Genomic DNA, 26,014 nt, shown 5'->3' on the forward strand with positions numbered 1-26,014 from the left:
CGGATCTCATCCCGCACCAGTCCGCCCGCCCCGCACCGGCCGGCCCGGCGCATCCGGGCCGCGGCGCCAGGAATGTACGCTGGATCCGATGAGCTCCGACGACAAGGATCCCCGGCTCGCGATGCTCGTCGAGAGCATCGTGCGCCTCTCGCGCGGGGAACTCAGCAGCCGGATCGAGCCCTCGAGTGCCCGGGACGAGGTCGACGCCGTCATCACCGGCGTGAACCTGCTCGCCGAGGAGCTCGAACAGGTCTACGAGCAGTTCGAGAAGCGCGTGGAGAGCCGCACCGCCATGCTCCGCCAGGCACACCTGGACATGATGAAGATGGCGATGTCCGACGCCCTGACGGGCCTCGCCAACCGCGTCGCCCTGATGGACGCCATCGAGGAGGCCCTCAACCAGGCGGCCCGGGGGACCCAGCCGCCCGCGCTGCTGCTCCTGGACCTGGACAGCTTCAAGAACGTCAACGACCGCTTCGGCCACGACGCCGGTGACCGGGTGCTGCAGGAGGTGGCCTCGCGCCTCAACAGCGTGGTGAGGGAGAGCGACGTCGTGGCCCGGCTCGGTGGCGACGAGTTCGCGATCCTCCTGCCCGGCGCCACCATGGACACGGCGATGCACGTCGCGCGCAGGGCCCTCGAGGTCCTCGGGGAGCACATCCGCCTCGACTCCCTGTACGTCCACGCGCGCGCGAGCATCGGTGTCCGTCTCGGGACCGCCGACCAGACGGCGGAGGAGCTCCTGCTCGACGCCGACACGGCCATGTACGCGGCCAAGCGCGAGGGGCGCAGCATCATCAAGCTCTTCGAACCGGTGATGCTCTACTCCCGGCAGCTCCGGAGCCAGATGGCCACGGAACTCCGCGGCGCCATCAGCTCCGACGAGCTCGTGCTGCACTACCAGCCGGTGGTGGAGCTGGCCACCAACCGGATCCTCGGCGTCGAGGTCCTGGTGCGCTGGCAGCACCCCCTGCGGGGTCTGATCCCTCCGGACACGTTCATCCCGCTCGCCGAGGAGATCGGGGTCATCCACGACCTGGACCGCTGGGTGATGTCGACCTCCCTGCGTCAGCTCGCGCAGTGGCGTCAGGACTTCCCCCTCGACGACGACTTCCAGCTGAGGGTCAACCTGTCCGCCGTCGAGCTCAAGCAGCTGGACCTCGTCGACTCCATCCGTGCGCTCCTCCGCGAGCTCGATCTGCCCGCGCGCAACCTGGTGGTCGAGATCACCGAGACGGCGATCGTCACGCGCGGGGAGGTGGAGATGTACTCGCTGCTGAGCCTGCAGCAGCTGGGTGTCGGGATCGAGATCGACGACTTCGGGACGGGGTACTCGTCCATCAGCTACCTCCGCGAGCTGCCCGTCAGCATGGTGAAGGTGGACCGCTCACTGCTCGTGGAGCTCAACACGCGGCCCGGCCAACTGGATTTCGTCGCCGCCATCCTGCAGCTCATCCGCGCCGCCGGCCTCGAGGCCGTGTTCGAGGGCATCGAGACGCGTGAGCAGGCCGCCCAGCTGCGGGAGATGGGCTGTGCGAGCGGTCAGGGCTACTACTTCAGCCGGCCCCTGCCGGCGGAGGAGGCGGGGGCACTCCTCGCCACGACACGGCACCTGCGGGTCGGCGAGGGCATCGGCGAGGGCGTCGACGGCCCCGAGCGGGCTGCGTCCCGCTGACCCTCCCGGAGACGGGGACGGCGCCCGCCCGCCCGGGAGGGGCGGATGGGCGCCGTCGGCCGTGCTCGGACCGGGCGCGTGCTCAGACCGGGCGCGTGCTCAGACCAGGCGCGTCAGCCAGCCGTGCGTGTCCTCCACGGCGCCGGTCTGGATGCCCAGCAGCTCGCCCCGGATGGACATGGTGACCTCTCCCGCCGTTGAATCGGCGGCCCCGATGTACTCGTCGCCGTCGCGCAGCCGGCCGATCGGCGTGATGACCGCGGCCGTGCCGCACGCGAACACCTCGGTGATGTCACCGGAAGCGACGCCGTCGCGCCACTCGTCGAGGGTGATCTTGCGCTCGACGACGTCCAGCCCGCGGTCGCGGCCGAGCTGGATGACCGAGGACCGGGTGACGCCCTCGAGGATGGTGCCCGAGAGGGCCGGCGTCACGAGGGACCCGTCGCGGAAGACGAAGAACACGTTCATGCCGCCGAGTTCCTCCACGGCGTTGTCGTTGAACTGGTCCAGGAACAGCACCTGCTTGCAGCCGTGCGCCTCGGCCTCCAGCTGGGCGGCGAGGGACGAGGCGTAGTTGCCGCCGGCCTTCGCGGCACCGGTCCCGCCGCGCCCTGCACGGGCGTAGTTCCGGGACACCCAGATGTCGACCGGCCTGACCTCGCCGCCGAAGTAGTTGCCGGCCGGCGACGCGATGACGCGGTAGGACACCTCGCGCGCGGGCCGCACGCCGAGGAACGCCTCCGTGGCGATCATGAACGGGCGGAGATACAGGCTCTCGCCGTCCCCCGAGGGGATCCAGTCCTGGTCGGCGGCGACGAGCTGGCGCAGGGATTCCAGGAACAGCTCCTCGGGCAGCTGCGGAAGCGCGAGGCGCACTGCGGACCGGTTGAGCCGGGCTGCGTTGGCGTCGGCACGGAACGTCCACACGGAGCCGTCGGCGTGGCGGTAGGCCTTCATGCCCTCGAAGATCTCCTGCCCGTAGTGCAGGACGGCGGCTGCGGGGTCCAGGGCGATGGGACCGTAGGGCTCGAGCCGGGCGCTGTGCCAGCCGCCGACACCGGACTCGTCGACGCGGAAGTCGACGATCGCGGTGTGGTCGGTGAAGAAGTTGCCGAAGCCCGGGTTCGCGAGCACCGCCTCCCGTTCCTCGACCGGTGTGCGGCGGGTCGACAGGTGCTGGGCGAACGGGGTTTCGGTGGCAGTCATGGTTCCTCCGCGCTGGAACGGACGGCACGGCGCGGCCGCCGTCGTCCGTCGGTGGTCAGTGCTGCGGCACTGGGTTAACGATGTGTAACCACCTTAGGACACGGCAGCGGCGATGGCATCGCCGACGGCGGTCGTGCTGCGCGCGCCCGACCGGGAGGCGATGTCGGTCTCGACGGCCTGCTCGATCCGGGCGGCGTGCACGTCGAGGCCCAGATGCCGGAGGAGCAGGGCCGCCGAGAGGATCGCGGCCGTCGGGTCGGCGATCTGCTGTCCGGCGATGTCGGGCGCGGACCCGTGGACGGGTTCGAACATGGAGGGAGCGGTGCGGTCCATGTTGAGGTTCGCTGATGCCGCGAGCCCGATCCCCCCCGAGATCGCCGCCGCCAGGTCGGTCACGATGTCGCCGAAGAGGTTGTCGGTGACGATCACGTCGAAGCGGGAGGGGTCGGTGACGAGGAAGATCATCGCGGCGTCGACGTGCAGGTAGTCGTGCTCCACCTCGGGGAACTCGAGCGCCACGGAATCGACGATGCGCTTCCACAGGTGGCCCGCGTGGATGAGGACGTTGTGCTTGTGGACGAGGGTCAGCTTCCGGCGGCGGCCCGCGGCCCGCTGGAAGGCGTCGCGCACCACGCGCTCCACGCCGTGCGCCGTGTTGAGCGACACCTCGGTGGCCACCTCGTGCACCGTGCCGCCCCGCAGGGTCCCGCCGTTGCCGGTGTAGGGGCCCTCCGTGCCCTCGCGGACGACGACGAAGTCGACGTCGCCGGGGTGGGCGAGAGGACTGGGGACCCCGGGGTAGAGCCGGGTGGGCCGCAGGTTCACGTAGTGGTCGAGCGAGAACCGGAGCTTCAGCAGGAACTCGCGCTCGATGAGCCCCGACGGTACGAGGGTGTCCCCGGGTGCCGCCCCCACGGCCCCGAACAGGATGGCGTCGTGCGTGCGCAGCCGGTCGAGCGTCGCGTCGGACAGGGTCTCCCCCGTGGCGAGCCAGTGCTCGGCGCCGAGCTCGTACTCGGTGAGCGCGACGTCCACGTCCGTGCCGACGGCGGCGAGCAGCACCTTGACGGCCTCGGTGGTCACCTCGGGGCCGATCCCGTCTCCGGGGATGACGGCGAGGTCGATACGGCGGGGGGCGTCGGTCGGTGCGTCGGTCATCGTCCCAGCCTAGGAAGGCGTCCGGGTGGGGTGACAATCCGTCCGCAGGGTGAGACGGGTCCACCCAGGGTCGGATGTGCGACGGCGCCACCCGCCCTAGAGTTGGTTGCCATGGACATCCACCTGCGGCTCGCACACTGGGTGCGCACCCACCCCGGGACGCTGGACGTCTGCCTCGCCCTGGCGATCCTCGTCTTCCTGGTCCTGCCGTTCGCGGCCGGCGGCGTGCAGGGGTACGCCGGCATCGTCGCGGTGTCCCTCGCCGTGGTGGTCCCGCTGGTGTGGCGCCGGTCCCGGGTGATGCTCTCCGCCGGGATCGTCGCCGGTGTCTCGGTGCTGCAGCTCCTCCTCGGGATCGAGCCGGTCCCCGCGCAGTTCGTCATCCTGATCACCCTCTACACCCTGGCCGCCTACGGCCCGCGCTGGGCGAGCCTCGGCGGTCTCGCGCTCGCCCTCGTCGGCGTGGCCGTGGGTCTCCTGCGGTTCGGCGACCTGATCGGCCTCGGCGCCGGCGCGTCGGCGCTCACCTCGGTGCCGCTGTACCTGATCGTGCTCGTCCTCGTCGAGGCCCTCGTCCTCCTGGCCTGGACGATGGGTGACCTCGCGCGCGCCCGCCGCCGGACCTACCAGGCGCTCGAGGACAGGACGCGGCGGCTCGAGGTGGAGAGGCAGCAGGAGCGCGACCTCGCCGCGGCGGACGAACGCAGCCACATCGCGCGGGAGATGCACGACATCGTGGCGCATTCCCTGTCGGTGATCATCACGCAGGCCGACGGCGCCCGGTATGCGAGCGCGCAGGCGCCGGAACTGGCCGTGCAGACGCTCGGCACCATCGCCGACACGGGCCGGGGCTCCCTGCGCGAGATGCGGCGGCTGCTCGGGGTGCTGCGCGGCGACGAGACCGCGTCCACCCGGCCGCTGCCCACCCTCGACGACGTCGACTCCCTCATCCAGTCGGTACGGCACTCGGGCGTGCGCGTCGCGTGCCGCCGTATCGGCACACCGCGCGGTCAGCTCCCCCTCGGGGCCGAGCTGACCGCCTACCGCGTGGTGCAGGAGTCCCTCACCAACGTGCTCAAGCACGCGGGGTCCCGTACGACCACCGAGGTGACCCTCGAGTACGGGGCGCGAGGGCTCGCCGTCACGGTCGACGACGACGGGCGCGGCGCGGCACCCGACCCCGCGACGGCCGGCGCGGGCCAGGGGATCATCGGGATGACCGAGCGCGTCCGGCTCTACGACGGAACCGTGTCGGCGGCCCCGCGCACGGGCGGCGGTTACCGTGTGGAGGCCTTCATCCCCTACACCCAGGCCTAGGCCGAGCCGGGCAGCCAGGCACACCGCGCGACGAGCCGCGGGCGACACGATCCGACAGCAGGACGAGACCAGGAGCAGGACCACCGTGGACAGCACCACCACCGACGACAGCACCACCACCGATACCACCGCCGACACCACCACTACCGACACCACCGCCGACAGCGCATCCATCCGGATCGCGATCGTCGACGACCAGCACCTGGTGCGGAGCGGTTTCGCGATGCTCATCAATTCGCAGCCCGACCTCCAGGTGGTCAGTGAGGCGGCCAACGGCGAGGAGGCCGTCAGGGCCCTCGCCGCCACGCGCGTCGACGTCGTCCTGATGGACGTGCGCATGCCCGGCATGGACGGCATCGAGGCGACGCGCCGCATCCTCGCCGGTGCGTCCGCCGCGGGGCACGGGAAGGGCGGACCGCGGATCGTGGTGCTGACGACGTTCGACCTCGACGAGTACGCGCTGTCGGCGATCAACGCCGGCGCGAGCGGTTTCCTGCTGAAGGACGCCCCTCCCGAGGAGCTGCTGGAGGCGATCCGGACGGTGCACCGCGGCGACGCCGTCATCGCGCCCTCGACCACCCGCCGCCTGCTCGACCACGTGGCGCCGCTGCTGCGCAGGCCCTCCCCCGTGCAGGACGCCCAGGCCGAGGCCGTGGCCCGCCTGACGCCGCGGGAGCGTGAGGTGTTCGAGCTCATCGCGCAGGGACTGTCCAACCCGGAGATCGCCGCGCAGCTGTTGCTGTCCGAGGCGACCGTGAAGACGCACGTGGGCCACATCCTCGCGAAGCTCGAGGCGCGGGACCGCGTCCAGGCCGTGGTGCTGGCCTACGCGACGGGTGTCGTCCGGCCCTGACCGTCGGGCGGACCCTTCACCGGGTGCTCCCGGTCGTACGCCGGGAGGCCCCGGCTCATCCCCCGGTATGAGGGCAACGGGCCCGAATCCCGGCCCGTGCGCCGATCCCGGGAAGGACCGCGATCCGTAGCGTGGGAGCATGACAACCTCCACGAACACTCCCGCCGTGCCGCCGGGAGCCCTCGCCGTGTCCTCCTCCCCCGCTGACGGTGCCGTCGCCGCCCGCGGCGTGTCCAAGAGCTACGGCCGCGGCGAGACCGCCGTGCACGCCCTCCGCGACGTCTCCCTCGACTTCGCCCGGGAGCGCTTCACCGCGATCATGGGACCCTCGGGATCCGGCAAGTCCACCCTCATGCACTGCCTCGCCGGGCTCGACAGCGTCGACACCGGGCGTCTGTGGATCGGCGGCACCGACATCACCGGGCTCCCCGACGCCGACCTCACGCGACTGCGCCGCGAACGCGTCGGCTTCGTCTTCCAGGCGTTCAACCTGGTACCGACACTCACCGCCGAGCAGAACATCACGCTACCCGTCGCACTGGCCGGCGGAACGGTGGACGGCGGCTGGCTGCAGCAGATCACCTCCACCCTGGGCCTCGCCGACCGGCTGTCCCACCGCCCTCACGAGCTCTCCGGCGGCCAGCAGCAGCGGGTCGCCGTCGCCCGCGCCCTCCTCACCCGGCCCGACGTCATCTTCGGGGACGAGCCCACCGGCAACCTCGACTCGGCGACGGGCGCCGAGGTGCTCTCCCTGCTGCGGCGCAGCTGCCGGGAGATGGGCCAGAGCATCATCATGGTCACGCACGACCCGGTCGCGGCCTCCTACGCCGACCGCATCGTGCTCATGAAGGACGGCGCCCTCGTCGGCGAACTCGAGCAGTCCGCGCCGGACGCCATCTCCAGCGCCCTCGCAACCCTGGGGGCCTGACGTGCTGCAGATAGCGCTCGCGCAGGTGCGGGTCCACGCCCGCCGCTTCCTCGCCGTCGGCCTCGCCGTGATGCTCGGCGTCGCCTTCCTCTCCGCCACCCTCATGGTCGGCGCGACCACCACCGCGAGCCTCGGCCGGAGCATCGGTGCCGCCTACGCCACGGCCGACCTCGTGGTCACGGGGCAGGACGGCGCCGATGTCCCCGCCGACGTCGTCGACCGGCTCGCAGCCCTCCCGGACGTGGCCACCGCCTACGGCCTCGAGCGCGCCTACGGCCAGCTCGCCTCGGGCTCGCAGACCTCCCTCGCCGCCTTCACCACCAGCGCTCCGGCGGACCTGCGGAACGCGGAGGTGACGAGCGGCTCCTATCCGGGCGCCCCGAACGAGGTGGCGCTGGACGAGACGTCCGCCGCTCGCCTCGCTGTCTCGCCCGGGGACACCGTGGCCCTCGGTGACGGGGCCGATCCAGCTCCTGCCGCCCTGGGTGGAGCCCTGACGGTCACGGGCCTCACCGCGCCCAGCACCGACCCCGGCCTCTCGGGTGCGGTGCAGGTCATCGCGTCCGTCCCGGTGATCCGCGAACTGACCGGCGGGGAGCCCGCCGTCCGCAACGTGCAGCTCGCCCTGGCACCCGAGGCCGACACCGCGGCGGTGCAGGCCGCCGTCACGGCGGCCCTGGACGAGCCCGGGCTCACCGTCCGTACGGCGTCCGAGCAGACGCTCGCCGACGTCGCCCAGCTCTCGAACGGCAACGACACGCTCACCGGGATCCTGCTCGCCTTCGCCGCCGTGGCCGTCCTCGTCGCCGGGCTCGTCATCGCGAACACCTTCTCCGTCCTGGTCGCCCAGCGGACCCGGGAGCTCGCCCTGCTGCGCTGCATCGGCGCCGAGCGACGCCAGATCCGGAGCTCGGTCCTCGTCGAGGCCGCGATCGTCGGGCTGACGGGCGCCGTCCTCGGCGTCCTGCTCGCCGTCGGCGTCATGGCCGCGCTCGTCGGCCTCGCCCGCGGGACCGACTTCGGCTCCTTCGCCGTCCTGGCCGTCCCCCCGTCGTCGATCCTCATCGGCGTCGCCGTGGGCGTGCTGATGACCCTCCTCGCCGCCCTCGTCCCGGCGCGTGCCGCCACCCGTGTGGCTCCGCTGGCCGCTCTCCGTCCCGCCGAGCCCGTGCACACCGCCGGCAGGGGCGGGAGGATCCGGCTCGCGGCAGGCCTCGCGGCCCTCGTCCTCGGCGGCGCACTCCTCGTCCTCGGCGCCGTCACCGCGGCGATCGGCCCGGCCGTCCTGGGCGGAGCGGTCTCCTTCCTCGGCGTCGTGCTCCTCGCACCGCTGTTCATCCCGGCGAGCGTCGCGGCGGTCGGGCGGCTCGCCCGTCCCCTCGGCGTACCGGGCAGGCTCGCGGCGGTCAACGCCGTCCGCAACCCCGCCCGGACCACGGCGTCCTCGGCGGCCCTGCTGGTCGGCGTGACCCTCGTGACCATGATGATGGTGGGCGCGCAGACCGCGCGCACGTCCTTCGACCGCGAGCTCGACGAGAACTACGCCGTCGACCTCGAGGTGAGGGTTGCCGGTACCGCCGGCGCCGCAGGCGGCCCGGCATCGTCCCGCGTGGACGTGCCCACGCTGCTGGCGGTCGACGGCGTGCGCACCGCCGTCGAGCTCACCCCCGTGCTCCTCACCGGCGCGGACGACGGCACCCAGCTCGTGTACACGGCGGACGCGGACGGGATCGCCGGGGTGCTGCGCTCCGAGAGGGCGCAGTTGCGGGACGGCATGGTCCTCGCGCCACAGACCTGGGAGCAGTCCGAGGTGACCCTCGACGGCGGGAACGGACCCGCCACCCTCCCCGTCACCGCGACGGACGCCGTGTTCTTCCAGCCCCTGATCACCCGGGCGACGGCGGAGCGGCTCGGCGGCACGCCCCCGGAGGCACTGCAGACCTACCTGGGCAAACCGGCCGGTACGGATCCGTCGGTCCCTGCTGCGGACACGGACGCCTTCGCCGCCGCGGTGGGTTCCACCTTCTGGCTCAAGCTCGCCGACGGGCTGGACGCAGAGGGCGTCGCCGAGGTGCAGTCCCGGATCGTGGCCGCCACGGGCATCTCCGAGTACAACGTCACCGGGCCCGCGCTCGAGCGGGTGGCCTACAACGAGATCATCGATGTGATGCTGCTGATCGTGACGGCCCTGCTCGCGGTGGCCGTGCTCATCGCGCTCATCGGGGTGGCCAACACGCTGTCGCTCTCCGTGCTGGAACGGCGCCGCGAGAACTCGCTGCTCCGCGCGCTCGGCCTCACCCGGGCACAGCTGCGCGGGATGCTCGCCGTCGAGGCCGTGCTCGTCGCCGGCGTGGCGGCCCTGCTCGGGTCGGCGCTGGGCATCCTCTACGGCTGGCTGGGCGCACAGTCCGCCCTGGGCGGCATCACCCCCGTCGTCCCTGCGGTGCCCGTGGGGCAGATCGGCGCCGTCCTCCTGGTGGCCGTCGCCGCGGGGCTCCTGGCCTCCGTGCTCCCGGCCCGCCGGGCGGCGCGGCTCTCCCCCGTGGCCGGACTCGCGGCCGACTGAGGGGAGCAGGACACCGCGGACTAGCAGATCGGGCGGGCGGCGGGCAGCTGCGAGATGCCCGCCGTGCCGCTACCGCTGCCGCACCGCGCTGCCGTAGGGTGATGTGCTGGACAATTCGACGGAAGGACAGGTCATGACGCGCGTCACGGACGGCATCCCCCTGAGCCGGCTGGACCTGGACACCCTGCTGCCCTACCTCGACCTGCATCTGGTGGGTGCCACGAACGGGGTCCGGCTGTTCAAGGCGGCTCGCGTCTCCTGGGCCGGGACCCCGTACGAGGAGGAGTTCGAGCGCCTGCGGCAGGAGATCGGCCAGGAGCGCGCCTTCCTCAAGCGGCTGATCAGGTCGCTGGGCCACCGGCCGGGGGTCGTGAAGATGGCGGCCGCGCGCGCCCTGTCCGTGGTGGCCGAGTTCGATCCCCTGAACCCCCGGCGCCGCAAGGCGACCGCGGGAGCACAGCTGGAGCTCGAGGCCCTGCAGTCCCTGCTCAAGGGCAAGGAGGCACTGTGGTCGACGCTCCTCGCCCTCGGGCCCGAGGCGCCGGCCGCCACGGGCGACGCCGTCCTCGACCGGTCGGCGCTCGTGCAGCTGCTGGACGCGTCCAGGCGTCAGCAGGACACCGTGGCGCGGATCATGCGCCAGACCGCCCCGGCGCGCTTCCTGCGCTCCTGACGCGGTCCGGCGGAGCCGGGCCCGCCTAGCCGGCGGCCGGCTCCTCGTACTTCGGGAACACCGGCGACGGCGCGGGCAGCGCCGTGCCGGGCTCGATCCGTCCGTCCAGCGCGCTGAACAGGCGGCGCTCGTCGTCGTCCGCCGTGCCCTGGCCGAGCGCCGTGAGGATCTGCCCGGCGCCGGTCGGCATGACGGGCTGGGCGAGCACCGCCACCACCCGCAGCACCTCGAGCGTCACGTAGAGGACGGTGTTCATGCGCTCGGTGTCCGTCTTCCGGAGGACCCACGGCTGCTGGTCGGCGAAGTAGGCGTTCGTGTCACCGAGCACCGCCCAGACGGCCTCCAGCGCGCGCGAGAACTCCTGCCGGTCGAAGGCCGCGCGGGTCAGCTCCAGCAGGGCGTGGGCCTGGTCGAGGATCCGGTGGTCCGCCGGGGCGAACTCCCCCGGCTGCGGCACGGCGCCGCCGCAGTTCTTGGCGACCATCGACAGCGAGCGCTGGGCGAGGTTGCCGAAGTTGTTGGCGAGGTCGGCATTCATGCGTCCCACGACCGCCTCGTGGCTGTAGGAGCCGTCGGCGCCGAAGGGGACCTCCCGCAGGAGGAAGAAGCGCACCTGGTCCAGGCCGTACTGTTCCACCCAGTCCGCCGGGGCCACGGTGTTGCCGAGCGACTTGGACATCTTTATGCCCCTGTTGTGCAGGAACCCGTGGATCATGACGCGCCGGGGCACCTCGAGTCCCGCGGACAGCAGGAAGGCGGGCCAGTAGATGGCGTGGAAGCGGGAGATGTCCTTGCCGATCACGTGCACGTCCGCGGGCCAGAACCTGCGGAACCGTTCGGACCCGGTGTCGGGGAAGCCGACGCCCGTGAGGTAGTTGGTGAGCGCGTCCACCCACACGTACATCACGTGCTTCGGGTCACCCGGCACGGGGACGCCCCAGTCGAACGTCGTGCGGCTGATGGAGAGGTCCTCGAGCCCGCGCCGCACGAACGAGATGACCTCGTTGAACCGGGGCTGCGGCGCGCCGAACTCGGGCTGCGCCTCGTAGAGGTCCAGCAGCCTCTGCTGGTAGGCGGAGAGCCGGAAGAAGTAGCTCTCCTCCTCGGTCCAGGTGACCTCGGTGTCGGTCTCCTTCGCGTAGCGCACGCCGTCCTCACGGACCTCGGTCTCGTCCTCGCCCCAGAACGCCTCGTCGCGCACGGAGTACCAGCCGGCGTACTTGTCGAGGTAGATGTCGCCGTTCGCCTCCATGCGCTTCCAGATCTCGGTGGCGGCGGCGTAGTGGTCCTCGTCGGTGGTCCGGATGAAGCGGTCGTAGGAGGTGCCCACGACGTCGTTCATCTCCCGGAAGGCCAGGGCGTTCCGGGTGGCGAGCTCGCGGACCGGGATGCCCTCCCTGTCCGCTGCCTGCTGCATCTTCAGGCCGTGCTCGTCCGTGCCGGTGAGGTACATAACGTCGAAACCGTCGAGGCGCTTGAAGCGCGCCATGGCGTCGACGGCGATCGTCTCGTAGGCGTGCCCGATGTGCGGCTCGCCGTTCGGGTAGGAGATGGCTGTGGTGATGTAGAACGAGGGCTTTGCGTCTGCGGAGGTCACCCTATGAAATTACCCCGGTCCACGCGGATTCGCCCAAGTGCGAAGACGCGGAGGCGCTCAGGACCGTCCGACGGCGTCCAGCCCCAGCACGGCGTGCACGCCCCAGGTCCGGTTCGCGATCTGCGTGACCCGCAGGTCGACGACGGACCCGGCGAGGGCCAGCGCGGCCGTCCGCTCCAGCCCGTGCAGCTGCTGCATCCAGGTGAGCATGGCCCCGAGGGCGTCCGCCGTGGCCCGGTTCAGGTCGGCGTCGAAACCGAAGGTGATCCGCGCGGTCGGGGTGAGCGCGTGGATGGTGTCCAGCGGTGCGTCCCGGAGGAGGTCGACGGTGATCGTCGTCGTCATGCCGCACTCGATCGCCGTGCCACCCACCTCGCCGTCGCCCTGCGCCGCGTGGCCGTCGCCGAGATGGAGCAGCGCGCCGGGCACGGTGACCGGCAGGAAGAGCGTGGAACCGGCCGTGAGTTCGCGGCAGTCGATGTTGCCGCCGCCGGCCGGGCGCGGGGGCGTCGTCGAATGCTCGCCCGGTTCCGCGGGAGGCAGGCCGACCACGCCGAGGAACGGCGCGAGCCGCACCACGTGCCCGTACTGGTTCGTGCCCGTCCGCGCCCCGGCGTCCAGGTCCCACAGCAGCCAGGCGGGGTCGGAGCCCTCGAGGCCGAGCCGGCGGGCGAACGCGTCGTCGGGCCGCGCGGCCGCGGTCCAGCCCCAGTCGGCGGGCTCGAGGGACTCGAAGCGGACCGCGAGCACGTCGCCGGGCTGGGCCCCGGCCACCTCGATCGGACCGGTGAGCGCATGGCCCTGCCGGTCCGGGAACCGGTAGGGCGTCACCGCTCCCGGCGTCGGCTGGCGTTCGAGGTGCCCGCGCGCGTCGAGGGACTCGACGATCACGCGGTCCCCGGGAGCCACGCGCAGCACGGGCGCGGTGTCCCGGGAGAGGACCTGGGTGGCCGTCGCCCGGACGGCGGGCAACCGGTGGGTGGTGGGCTGGGTGGTGGGCTGGGTGGGGTGCGTGGCCATCAGGGCTCCGTGTCCGGTACCGGCCGTCAGTCCTGCAGATCCACTTCGCGGGCCACGGTGGCGCCGATCTCGGCGCGGATCGCGTCGAGGACGTCCTGCGGGACGGAGCTGTCCACGGTGAGCAGGGACAGCGCCTGGCCGCCCTCCGTGTTCCGCGACACCTGCATGCCCGCGATGTTGATGTCCCGTTCGCCGAGCAGCCGGCCGAGCGCGCCGATCACGCCGGGGCGGTCGGTGTAGAGCAGCACCAGGAGGTGGTCGCTGATGGGGATCTCCAGTTCGTAGCCGTTGACGCCCACGAGCTTCTCCACCTGCTTCGGTCCCGTGAGGGTCCCGGCGACGGAGATCTGCGAGCCGTCCGACAGCGCGCCGCGGAGCCGGAGCACGTTGCGGTACTCCTCGGACTCGGGGGTGGTGATCAGCCGCGAGGTGATGCCGCGCTGCTGGGCGAGCACGGGGGCGTTGACGTAGGAGACCTGCTCCGAGACGACGTCCGTGAAGACGCCCTTCAGCGCGGCGAGCTCGAGCGCCTTGACGTCGAGGGCGGCGATCTCCCCCGCCACCTCGATGTCGATCTGGGTGAGCGATGCGTGGGTGAGCGCGGTGAAGATGCGGCCCAGCTTCTCCATCAGCGGGATGCCCGGGCGGACGGCCGGATCGATGACGCCGCCGGCCACGTTGACGGCGTCGGGCACGAGCTCGCCGGCCAGGGCGAGCCGGACCGACTTCGCCACGGAGATGCCGGCCTTCTCCTGGGCCTCGGCCGTGGACGCCCCGAGGTGCGGGGTCACCACCACGCTGTCGTGCGCGAAGAACGGCAGGTCGGTGCTCGGCTCCGCCACGAAGACGTCCACGCCGGCTCCGGCGATCCGTCCCTGCTCGAGGGCGGCCTGCAGGGCCTCCTCGTCCACGAGGCCGCCGCGCGCCACGTTGACCACGTACGCGGTGTCCTTCATGAGGGCGAAGGCCTCGGCGCCGAGCATGCCCACGGTCTCGGGGGTCTTCGGCATGTGGATGGTCACGAAGTCCGACTCGCGCAGGAGTTCCTCGAGGGACACGAGCCGCACGTTGAGCTGGGCGGCCCGCGCGGAGGTGACGTACGGGTCGTAGGCGAGGATCTGCGTGCCGAAGCCCTGCAGCCGCGCGGCGACGAGCGCTCCGATGCGGCCGAGGCCGATGATGCCGATGTTCTTCTCGTAGAGCTCCGTGCCCGCGTACTTCGAGCGCTTCCACTCCCCCGCCTTCAGGGCCGCGCTGGCCTGCGGGATGTTGCGCGCCAGGCTCAGGATGTGGCCGACGGTGAGCTCGGCGGCGGAGATGATGTTCGACGTCGGAGCATTCACAACCATCACGCCGGCCTGGGTGGCGGCCTTGATGTCGACGTTGTCGAGCCCCACGCCGGCGCGCGCGATGACCTTCAGCCTCGGGGCGGCGCGGATGGCCTCCTCGTCCATGCGGGTGGCCGAGCGGACGAGGACGGCATCGACGTCGGCGAGGGCTCCGAGGAGCTGCTCGCGGTCGGCGCCGTCGGTGCTGCGGATCTCGAAGTCGGGTCCGAGGGCCTCGACGGTGGCGGGTGAGAGTTCCTCGGCGAGGAGCACGACGGGCTTGGTGGTCACGGGGATTCCTTCGGGGCGGGAGGGGCGGGATCGGAGCACGGTCCTGGTCCGGGCGGACCGGCACCGGACACACGTCCGGCAGGGCACCCGCTCGTCGTCGAGCGTCGGGCGGGTACCCTGCCGGGAGGGACGCTAGCGGGCGACGGAGCCCTCGGTGTAGTCGTCGCTCGTCTTGATCCACGAGAAGAGCTTGCGGAGCTCGCGGCCCGTGCTCTCGATCGGGTGGTCCTCGCCCTTCTTGCGCAGGGCGGCGAACTCGGGTGCTCCGGCGTCCTGGTCGTCGATGAAGCGCTGGGCGAAGGCACCGCTCTGGATGTCCGCGAGGACGGCCTTCATGTTCTCCTTCACCTCGGGGGTGATGACGCGGGGGCCGGAGACGTAGTCGCCGTACTCGGCGGTGTCGGAGACGCTCCAGCGCTGCTTGGCGATGCCGCCCTCGACCATGAGGTCGACGATGAGCTTGAGTTCGTGCAGCACCTCGAAGTACGCGACCTCGGGCTTGTAGCCCGCCTCGGTCAGCGTCTCGAAGCCGTACTGGACGAGCTGCGACGCGCCGCCGCACAGCACGGCCTGCTCGCCGAACAGGTCGGTCTCGGTCTCCTCGGTGAAGGTCGTCTCGATGACGCCCGCGCGGGTGCCGCCGATGGCCTTCGCGTAGGACAGCGCGAGGTCGCGGGCCTTGCCGGAGGCGTCCTGCTCGACGGCGATGAGGTCGGGGACGCCGCGGCCCGCCTCGAACTCGCGGCGCACGATGTGCCCGGGGCCCTTCGGCGCCACGAGGGCGACGTCGACGTCGGACGGCGGCTGGATGTAGCCGAAGCGGATGTTGAAGCCGTGCCCGAAGAACAGGGCGTCGCCGGCCTGCAGGTTCGGTGCGATGTCGTCCTTGTACACGTGGCGCTGCACCTGGTCGGGGGTGAGCACCATGATGAGGTCGGCCTCGGCGGTGGCGTCGGCGACGGACAGGACCCGGAGCCCCTCGGCCTCGGCCTTGGCGCGCGACGCCGATCCTTCCTTCAGGCCGACGCGCACGTCGACGCCGGAGTCCCGCAGGCTGAGGGCGTGGGCGTGGCCCTGGCTGCCGTAGCCGATCACGGCCACGGTGCGGCCCTGGATGATGGACAGATCGGCGTCGTCGTCGTAGAACATCTCGGTCACGGGTGTTTCTCCTTGTGTGGGCGGTGCTGGAATGGGGGTTCGGGGTGCGCTCAGGCGCTGCGCAGGGCCTGGCTCGAGCCGCTCATCGACTTCGCGCCGCGGCCGATCGCGAGCGTGCCGGACTGCACGATCTCGCGGATGCCGAACGGCTCGAGGACGGACAGGAGCGCCGAGAGCTTCTCGGGGGTGCCCGTGGCCTCGATGATCAGCGAGTCGATCGCCACGTCGACCACGGATGCGCGGAACAGGTCGGCCGCCTGGGTCACCTGGAGGCGCGTGGCGGCGTCGGCCCGTACCTTGATGAGCATGTGGTCGCGCTGCACCGACTGCTCCGTGGTCAGTTCGACGATCTTGAGCACGTTGATGAGCTTGTTGAGCTGCTTGGTCACCTGCTCGAGCAGGTCGCCCTCGGCCTCGACGACGACCGTGATGCGGGACATGCCCGGGACCTCGGTGGGGCCGACGGCGAGGGAGTTGATGTTGAACGCGCGCCGGGCGAAGAGGCTGGCCACGCGGGTCAGGACGCCGGGTACGTCCTCGACGAGCACGGAGAGTGTGTGTCGTGCCATGGTCAGTCCTCCTGCTCCCACGTCGGGGTCATGTTCCGGGCGATCTGGATGAGGTCGTTGCTGACGCCCGAGGGCACCATCGGCCACACCATGGAGTCCCGGCTCACCACGAAGTCGATGACCACGGGGCGGTCGTTGATGGCCAGTGCCTGCTCGATGGTCGCGTCGATGTCCTCGTCGCGCTCGCAGCGCAGGCCCACGCAGCCGTACGCGTCGGCGAGCTTCACGAAGTCCGGCACGCGGACGGTGTCGTGCCCCGTGTTGAGGTCGGTGTTGGAGTAGCGGCCCTCGTAGAACAGGGTCTGCCACTGCCGCACCATGCCGAGCGAGGAGTTGTTGATGACCGCGACCTTGATGGGGATGTTGTTGATCACGCAGGTCGCGAGTTCCTGGTTGGTCATCTGGAAGCAGCCGTCGCCGTCGATCGCCCAGACCACGCGGTCGGGGTCGCCCACCTTGGCGCCCATCGCGGCGGGCACCGAGTAGCCCATGGTGCCGAGGCCGCCGGAGTTCAGCCACGCGTGCGGGCGCTCGTACTGGATGAACTGCGCGGCCCACATCTGGTGCTGGCCCACACCGGAGACGAAGACGCCCTCCGGCCCGGTCAGTTCGCCGATCCGCTTGATGACCTGCTGGGGTGCCGAGAGGCCGTCCTCGGGCTGGGTGAAGCCCACCGGGTAGGTCTCGCGCAGGTGGTCGATGGTCTTCCACCAGGCGGAGATGTCGGGGCGTTCCTGTACCTCGAACGCGTCGCGCACCGCGGCGGTCAGCTCCGGGAGGATCTCCTTCACCGATCCGACGATGGGCACGTCCGCGGTGCGGTTCTTGGAGATCTCCGCCGGGTCGATGTCGGCGTGGATGACCTTCGCGTTCGGCGCGAAGCTGGACAGCACACCGGTGACGCGGTCGTCGAAGCGGGCGCCGAGCGTGATGAGGAGGTCCGCCTGCTGCAGCGCCGTCACGGCGGAGACGGAGCCGTGCATGCCGGGCATGCCCACGTGCTGCCGGTGCGAGTCGGGGAAGACGCCGCGGGCCATGAGCGTGGTCACCACGGGGGCGCCGACGAGCTCGGCGAGCTCCTTCAGCTCCGCCGAGGCGTGGCCCTTCACGACGCCGCCGCCCACGTAGAAGACGGGGCGCTGCGAGCCGCTGATGAGCCGGGCGGCCTCGCGGACCTGCTTCGCGTGGCCGCGGAGCACGGGCCGGTAGCCGGGGATGTCGACCTTCGGCGGCCAGGAGAACGTCATGGAGGACTGCTGGGCGTCCTTCGCCACGTCGACCAGCACGGGGCCGGGACGGCCCGTGGTGGCGATGTGGAACGCCTCGGCGAGCACGCGCGGGATGTCCTGGGCGTCGGTGACGAGGTAGGAGTGCTTGGTGATCGGCATGGTGATCCCGACGATGTCCGCCTCCTGGAAGGCGTCCGAACCGATGAAGGCACTGGACACCTGGCCCGTGATGGCGACCATGGGCACCGAGTCCATGTGCGCGTCCGCGATGGCGGTCACGAGGTTGGTGGCACCGGGGCCGGACGTCACGATGCACACACCGGGCCGGCCCGTCACCATCGCGTACCCCTGGGCGGCGTGGCCGGCGCCCTGCTCGTGCCGCACGAGGATGTGGCGGAGCCGGGTCGAGGCGAGGAGCGGATCGTACGTGGGCAGGATCGCCCCGCCGGGGAGCCCGAAGACGTCGTCGACGCCGAGCTCCTCGAGGGAGCGCACGATCGCCGCGGAACCGAGCATCCGGACGGGGGCGACGACGTTGTTGGGTCCGCGGACGGCGCTCGCCGGGGTGTCCCGGGCGGGTACGACCTCACGGGCGGGTGCTGCAGGAGGTGCTGGCCTTGCTGCCAACAGCGCCGGGCTGATGGGCGATCCCTTGGACATCGATGAACTTCCTTTGGAACGTACGCTGCACTGCTGCAGGCTGAACTGCGGATTTCCGTTGCGCTGCTTCCCTGCCGACAGGTCATGTCAACAAAAAAACCCCTCGGCCTGGTCGGGCTCTGCGAGGGGTTGCGCGTGACTGCAGTCGTCGACGGACGGGCTTCAGGCCACGCGCTGTATAAGGACGACGACTACGGGTTCGAGCTGCATACCTGTAGTTTCCACGCCCCCGCGAAAGAGTGTCAACCGACCCCCGTCCCATCTCACATCGTGGACACCCCGTCCAGTGAGTGGACATTAACCCGATTGCTCCGCGCCGGGACGGGAGTGTTCCCGTCCCGGCGCGAAAGGGCCCCTAGCCCGTGTACGCGCCCTGGGATGCGGAGTGCACGAGCTTCGCGTATTTCGCCAGGACGCCCTTGGTGTAGCGGGCGGGCAGCGGCTCCCAGCCGATCTTCCGCTGCTCGAGCTCGGCCTCGTCGACGAGGAGGTCGAAGCTCTTCGCCGCGATGTCGACGCGGATCCGGTCGCCGTCGCGCACGAAGGCGATGGGACCGCCGTCGACCGCTTCCGGCGCCACGTGGCCGATGCACAGGCCCGTGGTGCCGCCGGAGAAGCGGCCGTCGGTGAGCAGGAGCACGTCCTTGCCGAGACCCGCACCCTTGATGGCGCCGGTGATGGCTAGCATCTCGCGCATGCCGGGGCCGCCCTTGGGCCCCTCGTAGCGGATGACGACGACGTCGCCGGCGTGGATCGCTCCCGCGTCGAGGGCGTCGAGCGCCCCCTGCTCGCGCTCGAACACGCGGGCGGTGCCCTCGAAGATGTCGGCGTCGAAGCCGGCGCTCTTCACCACGGCACCCTCGGGGGCGAGGGAGCCGTGCAGGATGGTGATGCCGCCGGTCCTGTGCATGGGGTTGTCGAGCGCGCGGAGGATCTTGCCGTCGAGGTCCGGCGGGTCGATCTCCGCGAGGTTCTCCGCGAGGGTCTTGCCGGTCACCGTCAGGCAGTCGCCGTGCAGCAGGCCGGCGTCGAGCAGCGCCTTCATGATGACCGGCACGCCGCCCACCTTGTCGACGTCGAACATGACGTAGCGGCCGAAGGGCTTCAGGTCGCCGAGGTGCGGGATGCGGTCGCCGATGCGCGTGAAGTCGTCGAGCGTGAGCTCCACCTCCGCCTCACGGGCGATCGCCAGCAGGTGGAGGACGGCGTTGGTCGAGCCGCCGAAGGCCATGGTGACCGCGATGGCGTTCTCGAACGCCTTCTTCGTCATGATGTCGCGGGCCGTGATGCCGAGGCGCAGCAGGTTGACGACGGCCTCGCCGGACTTCTGGGCGTACAGGTCGCGGCGGCGGTCGGCCGACGGCGGGGCCGCGGAGCCGGGGAGCGACATGCCGAGGGCCTCCCCGATGCAGGCCATGGTGTTCGCCGTGTACATGCCGCCGCAGGCACCCTCACCGGGGCAGACGGCGCGTTCGATGCTGTCGAGGTCCTTCAGGCTCATCTTCCCGGCGGCACAGGCGCCCACGGCCTCGAAGGCGTCGATGAGCGTGACCTCCTTCTCGGTGCCGTCCTCGAGCTTCGCGAAGCCCGGCATGATCGTCCCCGCGTACAGGAACACGGAGGCGAGATCGAGCCGGGCGGCTGCCATGAGCATGCCCGGCAGGGACTTGTCGCAGCCGGCGAGGAGCACGGAGCCGTCGATGCGTTCCGCCTGCATCACGGTCTCCACCGAATCAGCGATCACCTCACGGGAGACGAGCGAGAAGTGCATGCCCTCGTGGCCCATCGAGATGCCGTCCGACACGGAGATCGTGCCGAACTGCATGGGGAACCCTCCCGCCTCGCGCACGCCCTCCTTGGCCCCCTCCGCCAGGCGGTTCAGGGACAGGTTGCAGGGGGTGATCTCGTTCCAGGAACTGGCCACGCCGACCTGCGGCTTGGCGAAGTCGTCGTCACCCATACCCACGGCACGCAGCATCCCGCGGGACGGCGCCGCATGGATGCCGTCCGTGACGACGCGGCTTCTCGGCTTGATGTCCGGCGTTGTTCCCGACGTTTTTCCAGGCGTTGTTTCCACGGTCATGCCTGAAGTCTAGGCCCGGGTAACAGGACGGTTTCGCCATATGACCGCCCTGTTACAGGCCCGCGCAAGCCCGCTGTCCCCCGATGGACCGGGCCGGCGGTCTCCTCGTGCGGAGGTGGACGCTCCGGTACAGTGTGGGTCTCACGGGCCGATCTCCCGTCCCGCCGCCCGTCCGCACCGCGGGCGGAGCGGACCTCAGGGCACCCGGACCGACCGTTTCCTGCCTCCCTCCTACGTCTCCTACCTCTCCTACCTCTCCTACCGCAACGGCGTGATATGACTCCCGATGAGCCGCACGACTCCAGCAGGCCGCTCGACGGCGGACAGGGACTGAAGAACGCCCTGCGCCGTGTCTTCGACGGGCAGATCCCGAACTACGGCGACTACAACCTCGTGTTCGCCGACGGTCACGCCAGGGACGCCAGGGACGCCAGGGACGCCAGGGAGTCCGGAGGAGCCCGCGATGCGCGCCGTATCCCCACGGCCTACGTGGTCGGCTATCGCTGGAAACCGGCCGAACTCATGATCGCGCCGGTGGATCTGGCGGCGATCACGGGCACCGGGGTCCCCGTGGAGGTCAACATGACCAATCTCGCCCACGCCCTCCAGTGGGACGACGACGGCAGCTACGAGGTGGGCACGAGCACCGGGCGGGTCTTCCGCTTCGCCGTGGCCCCGGCCCCCGTCCTCGACATCGGGCCGGGCACGCCGCTGCGGCTCGCCCAGGAGGCGGACGCCGTGGACTTCACGTCCTTCATGGACGCCTTCATCGCGATGTCCTGACCGGCACGCGGTCCTCCCCGCCGCCGGCTACGCCCAGGGGCCGCGCCGCACGAGGTTGTCGGGCTCCTCGCCGTCGCCGAGCCGCTCGAGCTGCCGCCGGAGCAGGGCGAGGATGCGCGGCGGGAACGCCTCCGTGTTGCCTCCCACGTGGGGTGTGATGATGGCGCCGGGGGCCCGCCACAGCGGGTGGTCCGCGGGGAGCGGCTCGGGGTCCACGACGTCGAGCGCCGCCTTCAGCCGGCCGGCGGTGACCTCCCGCGTGAGTGCGTCGGTGTCGACGACGGCGCCCCGGGCGACGTTCACCACCAGGGCGCCGTCGGGCAGCGCGGCGAGCACCTCGCTGCCGATGAGCCCGCGGGTGGCGTCGGTGAGCGGGGTGATCACGACGACGACGTCGTGGTGCGGGGCGAGGTCGACGAGCTCGTCGCTACCATGGACGTGCCCGAGTCCGTCGTCGCGCGCGGAGCTGCCCACGCGGGTCACGTCCGCCTCGAAGGTGGCAAGGCGCCGGCGGATCTCCTCCCCGATGCCGCCCACGCCGACGAGCAGCACCCGCCGGTCCGCGAGGCCCGGGTAGCGGGCGCTGTGCCAGCGGCCCTCCGCCTGCTGCCGCACGGCGTCGTCGATGCCCCGCAGCGAGGCCAGGGCGAGCCCGACGGCGAGTTCGGCCGTGGCGGCAGCGTGGACGCCCGCGGCCGTGGCGATGGCGACGTCGGGTCCCACGAGGTCCGCGACGCCGTCGTAGCCCGTGGACTGCGTCTGCACGAGCCGGAGGTTGGGGGCGGCGTCGAGCGCGCCGTCGAGGTGGGCGCGGCCCGTGTAGGGAAGGACGGCGGCGTCGAGCGTGGCCGGGTCCACGCCCTCGGGCGGGGCGGTGAAGTCCCAGAGCACGACGTCGACGGCCGGGGACGCGTCCGCGAGCGCCTCCCGCAGGTCGGCGGTGGGGACGCTCACGGTCCGGACGATCGGGGCGGCGGCAGGGTTCGTCATGGCGCCAGCCTAGAGGGAACCGCGCGGCGCCGCTCTCCCCGCGGCCCTCGGGGGCCGGAGGGGTGGACACCTCCCGCGCCCGGTCCTAGGGTCGGACCATGGCAGCCGCCCGACGGCGACCCGCCCGCCTCCTCGCCCGGGCCCTCGCCCCGGCAGCCGCGATCCTGATCGCCGTTCCCGGGTGCTCCCCGGCGGTGCCCGAACCGGACCCGCTGTACGCCGGGGCGTCCGCGACCCCTGGCTCGCGGACCACCGTGTCCGCCGCCGCCTCCACCTCCCCTGACGGCGCGGCCTCTCCTGACGGCGCGGCTTCCCCTGGCGGCGCAGCCGAGCTCCCGGACCTCGTGCACCGCGGGGACGCGGCGACCGGGCTCGGCCTGCCGTGGTCGGTGGTGGTCCTGGACGACGGCTCCCTCCTCGTGTCCGATCGGGAGACGGGCGAGATCGAGCGCATCGGCGACGGGACCACGGGCGTCGTGGGCAGGATCCCCGACGCCGCGTCCGCATCGGGAGAGGGCGGCCTGCTCGGGCTGGCCGTGAGCCGGACGGGACCGGGGGCCGGCGGGACCGACGCCGTGTACGCCTACTACACCTCGGCCGAGGACAACCGGGTGGTGCGCCTGCCATGGGCCGACGGGCAGCTCGGGATGCCGGAGCCGGTGCTGACCGGCATCCCGAAGGCGGAGATCCACAACGGCGGGCGGATCGCCGTCGGACCGGACGGTCACCTGTACGTCGGCACCGGGGACGCCGGGGTCCGGGACCGTGCGCAGGACCCGGCGGATCTCGGCGGGAAGATCCTGCGGATCACGGCGGACGGCGGGATCCCCGGGGACAACCCGACACCCGGGTCGCCGGTCTACAGCCTGGGCCACCGCAACGTGCAGGGCCTCGCGTGGGACTCCGCCGGCCGGCTGTGGGCCTCCGAGTTCGGCCCGGAGGTCGACGACGAACTGAACCTCGTGGTGCCCGGCGGGAACTACGGGTGGCCGGATGTCACGGGTGCACCCGGCGATCCCCGGTACACCGACGCCCAGGTGGTGTGGCCGTCCACTGCGGCGTCCTCCCCCAGCGGCATGGCGATCGTCGACGACGTCGCCTACATCGGCGGCCTGCGGGGCCGGCGGCTCTGGCAGGTCCCGCTCGCCGGCGGCACGGCCGGTGAACCCGCCGGGCACTTCGACGGGCATTTCGGCCGGCTGCGCGACGTGGCGGCCGGCCCGGGCGGGGTGCTGCTCGTGGCGACGAACGAGTCGGGTGGCGCGAGGATCCTGCGGATCGCCAGGGACTCCGGCTGATGACGGACGGGCGTCGACAGGGCGTCGACAGGGCGTGGACAGGGCGTCGACAAGGTTTGGACCGGGCGGGAACCGGGCGGGAACCGGGCGTGGAGCACGGCGCGGGAGAGGGGCCGAGCCGCCGGTTTCATGTTTCGGCCGAACTGCTGGTAGAGTTTCATGCTGTTGCGGATGACCGGAGCGAGTGAAATCGTGAAGGAAAACGCCAGGCACCTCTAGCTCAATTGGCAGAGCAATTGACTCTTAATCAATGGGTTCCGGGTTCAAGTCCCGGGGGGTGCACCTCGAATCCCCGTTCTCCAGGTCTCGCCGCCTGCAGGACGGGGATTCGTTCATGTCCGGGCCTACGATGGACGCGTGAACGAAATCCTGTCCTTCGCCGGCAGCTACTGGTGGCTCGTCTTCCCCCTCTCCGGCGTGTTCGCGATCTGGGGCAGGTCCTGGTCCGAGGCGACCGAGCGACGCCACCGCCGCAAGGTCGAGCTCTACCGCCTGAAGCATCCCGGCGCCCTGCACGGCGCGCACGCCCAGCCGGAACCGCCGCAGGCCCTCGGGCGCGAGCGGGACGTCCAGCACGTCGCACGCATGCATGACGAGGTGGACCGCAAGTGGCTGTCCTACGAGCTCGATGCGGCGAAGCTGATCGACTACCCCACCATGACGGATGTGCGGGAACCGCTGACGGTCGCCTTCCTGCGTGCCAAGCGCGTCGCCGACTCCCTCCGGCCCGAGGACCCCGCCGGTGTGTCCGCCGAGGACCTCGCGGAGTACCGGTCGGCCGTCACCTCCTACGACGTCGCGTTCCAGGTCGCCGAGACGGAGGCCCGGCGTGTGCGGGCAAGCGGCTTCACCCCGCAGGAGCGCCAGCGGCTGGAGACGGCCCGGAAGCTCGTCACGGTGGCGATCGACGACGCCGCGACCGCCGCCGAGCGCCAGACGGCGTATCGGCGGGCGCGCCGTGAACTCGACGGGCTGATCGTCCTGCCGGATGCCACGATCACCGACCTCGAGGAGAGGATCGCGGGCGCCATCGACCAGCGCCGGCCCTGACCTTCCCAGCACGCCCTGCCTGGACGATAATCGCTCCTGTCATCGACAGGCGTGGCCCAGGCCACCGGGCAGGAAGCGGACATCATGGCAGCGACGATCAACACCTACCTCACCTTCAAGGACAATGCGGCGCAGGCGATGGAGTTCTACCGCTCCGTGTTCGGCGGGGAGCTGCAGAGCAGCACGTTCGGGGAGTTCCAGATGAGCGAGGACCCGGCCGAGCAGGACAAGATCATGCACTCGATGCTTACCACGCCGTCCGGTCAGGTGATCATGGCGGCCGACACGCCCAACAGCATGGAGTACACGCCGCCGGCCGGGCACTCCATCTCGATCAGCGGTGACGACGAGACCGAGCTCCGCGGGTACTGGGACGCCCTCGCCGGCAGCGGCAGCGCGATCCTCCCCCTGTCGGAGTCGCCCTGGGGCGACAGCTTCGGCATGTGCGTGGACCGCTTCGGCGTCAGCTGGATGGTGAACATCGCGGGGACGGGCGCCCGCGGGCAGGAGGCCGAGGAGGGCGCGTCGAGCATCGCCTGAGATCAGTCCCGGGACCGGGCTCCGAGGTCCAGCGTCGGCTCGTCGGGCGTGGAGAGCGTGAGGACGGCCTCCTCGATGCGCTCGTGGTCCTCGATGTCGCGCTCGACGGCGCGCAGGGCCACGGCGACGTCGTGCTCCGGCCGGTCTCCCACCAGGTCGACCGCGGCCACGAGGTACAGGCGCTCCGGTCCGACGTACTCGAGGTGCAGGTAGGTCACGCGGTCGATGCTCCCGTGCGCCGCCAGGCGCTGGGCGACCGATGCGAGCAGCGCGGGTGACACCGCCTGCCCCACGAGGAACCGCCGGTTGCGGTCGATGAGGATCACGGCGATCACCCCGAGGAGCACGCCCACGAGGATGGACCCGATGGCGTCCGGTGCGGGCGAGCCCGTGAGCTGGTGCAGCAGGATGCCGAGGAAGGCGATGAGCAGGCCGAGCAGGGCGGCCGCGTCCTCCGCGAAGACCGCGCGGAGGGTGGGGTTCGAGGTCGTCGACACGCTCCGCAGCGTGCTGGTGCCCCGCTCCTGCCCGGCCTTCCGCGCCTGCCGGAAGGCCTGTGTGAACGAGATGCCCTCGAGGACGAAGGCGATGGCGAGGACGGCGTAGGCGATGCCGTAGTCGCCTGCGGGCTCGGGCTCGAGCAGTTGCTGTATCCCGTGCGTGATGGAGACCACCGCGCCCGCGGTGAAGAGCCCGAAGGCGGCGAACATCGACCAGACGTACGCCTCACGCCCGTACCCCATGGGGTGCGAACGGTCGCGGTGGCGCCGCGACTTGCGTTCGGCGACGAGCAGGAAGATCTGGTTGCCGGTGTCCGCCCACGAGTGGGCGGCCTCGGCCGTCATCGAGGCGGAGCCGGTGATCAGCGCCGCGACCGTCTTGGCGCCGGCGACGAGGAGGTTCGCGATGAACGCGATGATCACGGTCACGGGTTTCTCGCCGCCCGATGACTCCTGCCGCTCATCCGCCCCCGGGCGGGTACCGTCCCCCGCCTGCAGTGCCGTGTTCTTCATCGCCGTCCCTCGTGCCGTCCCTCGTGCCG

21 protein-coding genes and 1 tRNA gene are annotated in these 26,014 nt (G+C 71.5%); 11 read left to right on the forward strand and 11 right to left on the reverse strand.

Annotated features, from left to right (window positions below; translation table 11 throughout):
• Positions 1–88 precede the first annotated feature (88 nt).
• Positions 89–1,675: a putative bifunctional diguanylate cyclase/phosphodiesterase gene (locus V6S67_RS11065; RefSeq protein WP_334210296.1), complete on the forward strand. Its 1,587-nt coding sequence runs from the start codon at positions 89–91 to the stop codon at positions 1,673–1,675.
• 99 nt (positions 1,676–1,774) lie between these two features.
• Here the strand turns inward: V6S67_RS11065 and V6S67_RS11070 are convergent, their stop codons facing one another.
• Both V6S67_RS11070 and V6S67_RS11075 read right to left on the reverse strand, forming a co-directional pair.
• Entirely contained in the window at positions 1,775–2,881 is a 1,107-nt protein-coding gene (locus V6S67_RS11070; RefSeq protein WP_334210297.1) for a branched-chain amino acid aminotransferase, read from the reverse strand.
• 93 nt (positions 2,882–2,974) lie between these two features.
• Complete coding sequence (locus V6S67_RS11075; protein WP_334210298.1) at positions 2,975–4,039, reverse strand: 3-isopropylmalate dehydrogenase; 1,065 nt, start codon at positions 4,037–4,039, stop codon at positions 2,975–2,977.
• Between the two features lie 111 nt (positions 4,040–4,150).
• On the opposite strand from V6S67_RS11075, the gene V6S67_RS11080 reads away from it, so the two are divergent.
• From V6S67_RS11080 to V6S67_RS11100, 5 genes are all read left to right on the forward strand, one after another.
• The gene (locus tag V6S67_RS11080) at positions 4,151–5,356 is read left to right on the forward strand and encodes a sensor histidine kinase (RefSeq protein ID WP_334210299.1); all 1,206 of its coding nucleotides are present in this window, start codon (positions 4,151–4,153) and stop codon (positions 5,354–5,356) included.
• 178 nt (positions 5,357–5,534) lie between these two features.
• A complete protein-coding gene (locus V6S67_RS11085; RefSeq protein WP_334211578.1) occupies positions 5,535–6,209 on the forward strand; it encodes a response regulator transcription factor in 675 nt (224 codons plus the stop codon).
• A 139-nt stretch (positions 6,210–6,348) separates the two neighbouring features.
• Positions 6,349–7,137 (forward strand): ABC transporter ATP-binding protein, encoded by a 789-nt coding sequence (locus V6S67_RS11090; RefSeq protein WP_334210300.1) that lies wholly within the window; start codon positions 6,349–6,351, stop codon positions 7,135–7,137.
• A gap of 1 nt (position 7,138) precedes the next feature.
• Positions 7,139–9,703: an ABC transporter permease gene (locus tag V6S67_RS11095; RefSeq protein ID WP_334210301.1), complete on the forward strand. Its 2,565-nt coding sequence runs from the start codon at positions 7,139–7,141 to the stop codon at positions 9,701–9,703.
• Between the two features lie 133 nt (positions 9,704–9,836).
• Entirely contained in the window at positions 9,837–10,376 is a 540-nt protein-coding gene (locus tag V6S67_RS11100; protein WP_334210302.1) for a hypothetical protein, read from the forward strand.
• 25 nt (positions 10,377–10,401) lie between these two features.
• Here V6S67_RS11100 and metG read toward each other — a convergent pair whose 3' ends face one another.
• The 7 genes from metG to ilvD form a co-directional block, all read right to left on the reverse strand.
• Complete coding sequence (gene metG, locus V6S67_RS11105) at positions 10,402–11,973, reverse strand: methionine--tRNA ligase (RefSeq protein WP_334210303.1); 1,572 nt, start codon at positions 11,971–11,973, stop codon at positions 10,402–10,404.
• Between the two features lie 57 nt (positions 11,974–12,030).
• Positions 12,031–12,993, reverse strand: coding sequence for an acetamidase/formamidase family protein (locus V6S67_RS11110; protein WP_334210304.1), 963 nt, complete (start codon positions 12,991–12,993; stop codon positions 12,031–12,033).
• Between the two features lie 26 nt (positions 12,994–13,019).
• Positions 13,020–14,612 (reverse strand): phosphoglycerate dehydrogenase, encoded by a 1,593-nt coding sequence (gene serA / locus V6S67_RS11115; RefSeq protein ID WP_334210305.1) that lies wholly within the window; start codon positions 14,610–14,612, stop codon positions 13,020–13,022.
• 132 nt (positions 14,613–14,744) lie between these two features.
• Positions 14,745–15,770 (reverse strand): ketol-acid reductoisomerase, encoded by a 1,026-nt coding sequence (gene ilvC, locus V6S67_RS11120; protein ID WP_334210306.1) that lies wholly within the window; start codon positions 15,768–15,770, stop codon positions 14,745–14,747.
• A 50-nt stretch (positions 15,771–15,820) separates the two neighbouring features.
• Entirely contained in the window at positions 15,821–16,339 is a 519-nt protein-coding gene (gene ilvN, locus V6S67_RS11125; RefSeq protein ID WP_334210307.1) for an acetolactate synthase small subunit, read from the reverse strand.
• Between the two features lie 2 nt (positions 16,340–16,341).
• Positions 16,342–18,228: an acetolactate synthase large subunit gene (locus V6S67_RS11130; protein ID WP_334210308.1), complete on the reverse strand. Its 1,887-nt coding sequence runs from the start codon at positions 18,226–18,228 to the stop codon at positions 16,342–16,344.
• 355 nt (positions 18,229–18,583) lie between these two features.
• A complete protein-coding gene (gene ilvD, locus V6S67_RS11135; protein WP_334210309.1) occupies positions 18,584–20,311 on the reverse strand; it encodes a dihydroxy-acid dehydratase in 1,728 nt (575 codons plus the stop codon).
• Between the two features lie 276 nt (positions 20,312–20,587).
• Between ilvD and V6S67_RS11140 the strand changes: the two genes are divergently transcribed.
• The gene (locus V6S67_RS11140) at positions 20,588–21,094 is read left to right on the forward strand and encodes a hypothetical protein (RefSeq protein ID WP_334210310.1); all 507 of its coding nucleotides are present in this window, start codon (positions 20,588–20,590) and stop codon (positions 21,092–21,094) included.
• A 27-nt stretch (positions 21,095–21,121) separates the two neighbouring features.
• Here the strand turns inward: V6S67_RS11140 and V6S67_RS11145 are convergent, their stop codons facing one another.
• Entirely contained in the window at positions 21,122–22,084 is a 963-nt protein-coding gene (locus V6S67_RS11145; RefSeq protein WP_334210311.1) for a 2-hydroxyacid dehydrogenase, read from the reverse strand.
• A gap of 98 nt (positions 22,085–22,182) precedes the next feature.
• Here V6S67_RS11145 and V6S67_RS11150 point away from each other — a divergent pair, with 98 nt between their 5' ends.
• The 4 genes from V6S67_RS11150 (at position 22,183) to V6S67_RS11165 (ending at position 24,972) form a co-directional block, all read left to right on the forward strand.
• Entirely contained in the window at positions 22,183–23,382 is a 1,200-nt protein-coding gene (locus V6S67_RS11150) for a PQQ-dependent sugar dehydrogenase (RefSeq protein ID WP_334210312.1), read from the forward strand.
• A gap of 209 nt (positions 23,383–23,591) precedes the next feature.
• Positions 23,592–23,664: transfer RNA gene (locus tag V6S67_RS11155), tRNA-Lys, on the forward strand.
• A gap of 75 nt (positions 23,665–23,739) precedes the next feature.
• Positions 23,740–24,432, forward strand: a complete 693-nt coding sequence (locus V6S67_RS11160; protein WP_334210313.1) for a hypothetical protein — start codon at positions 23,740–23,742, stop codon at positions 24,430–24,432.
• An 84-nt stretch (positions 24,433–24,516) separates the two neighbouring features.
• The gene (locus V6S67_RS11165; protein WP_334211579.1) at positions 24,517–24,972 is read left to right on the forward strand and encodes a VOC family protein; all 456 of its coding nucleotides are present in this window, start codon (positions 24,517–24,519) and stop codon (positions 24,970–24,972) included.
• 2 nt (positions 24,973–24,974) lie between these two features.
• On the opposite strand, the gene V6S67_RS11170 is transcribed toward V6S67_RS11165, so the two are convergent.
• Positions 24,975–25,985 (reverse strand): cation diffusion facilitator family transporter, encoded by a 1,011-nt coding sequence (locus V6S67_RS11170; protein WP_334210314.1) that lies wholly within the window; start codon positions 25,983–25,985, stop codon positions 24,975–24,977.
• Positions 25,986–26,014 lie beyond the last annotated feature (29 nt).

The organism is Arthrobacter sp. Soc17.1.1.1, from assembly GCF_036867195.1.
Lineage (GTDB): Bacteria > Actinomycetota > Actinomycetes > Actinomycetales > Micrococcaceae > Arthrobacter_D.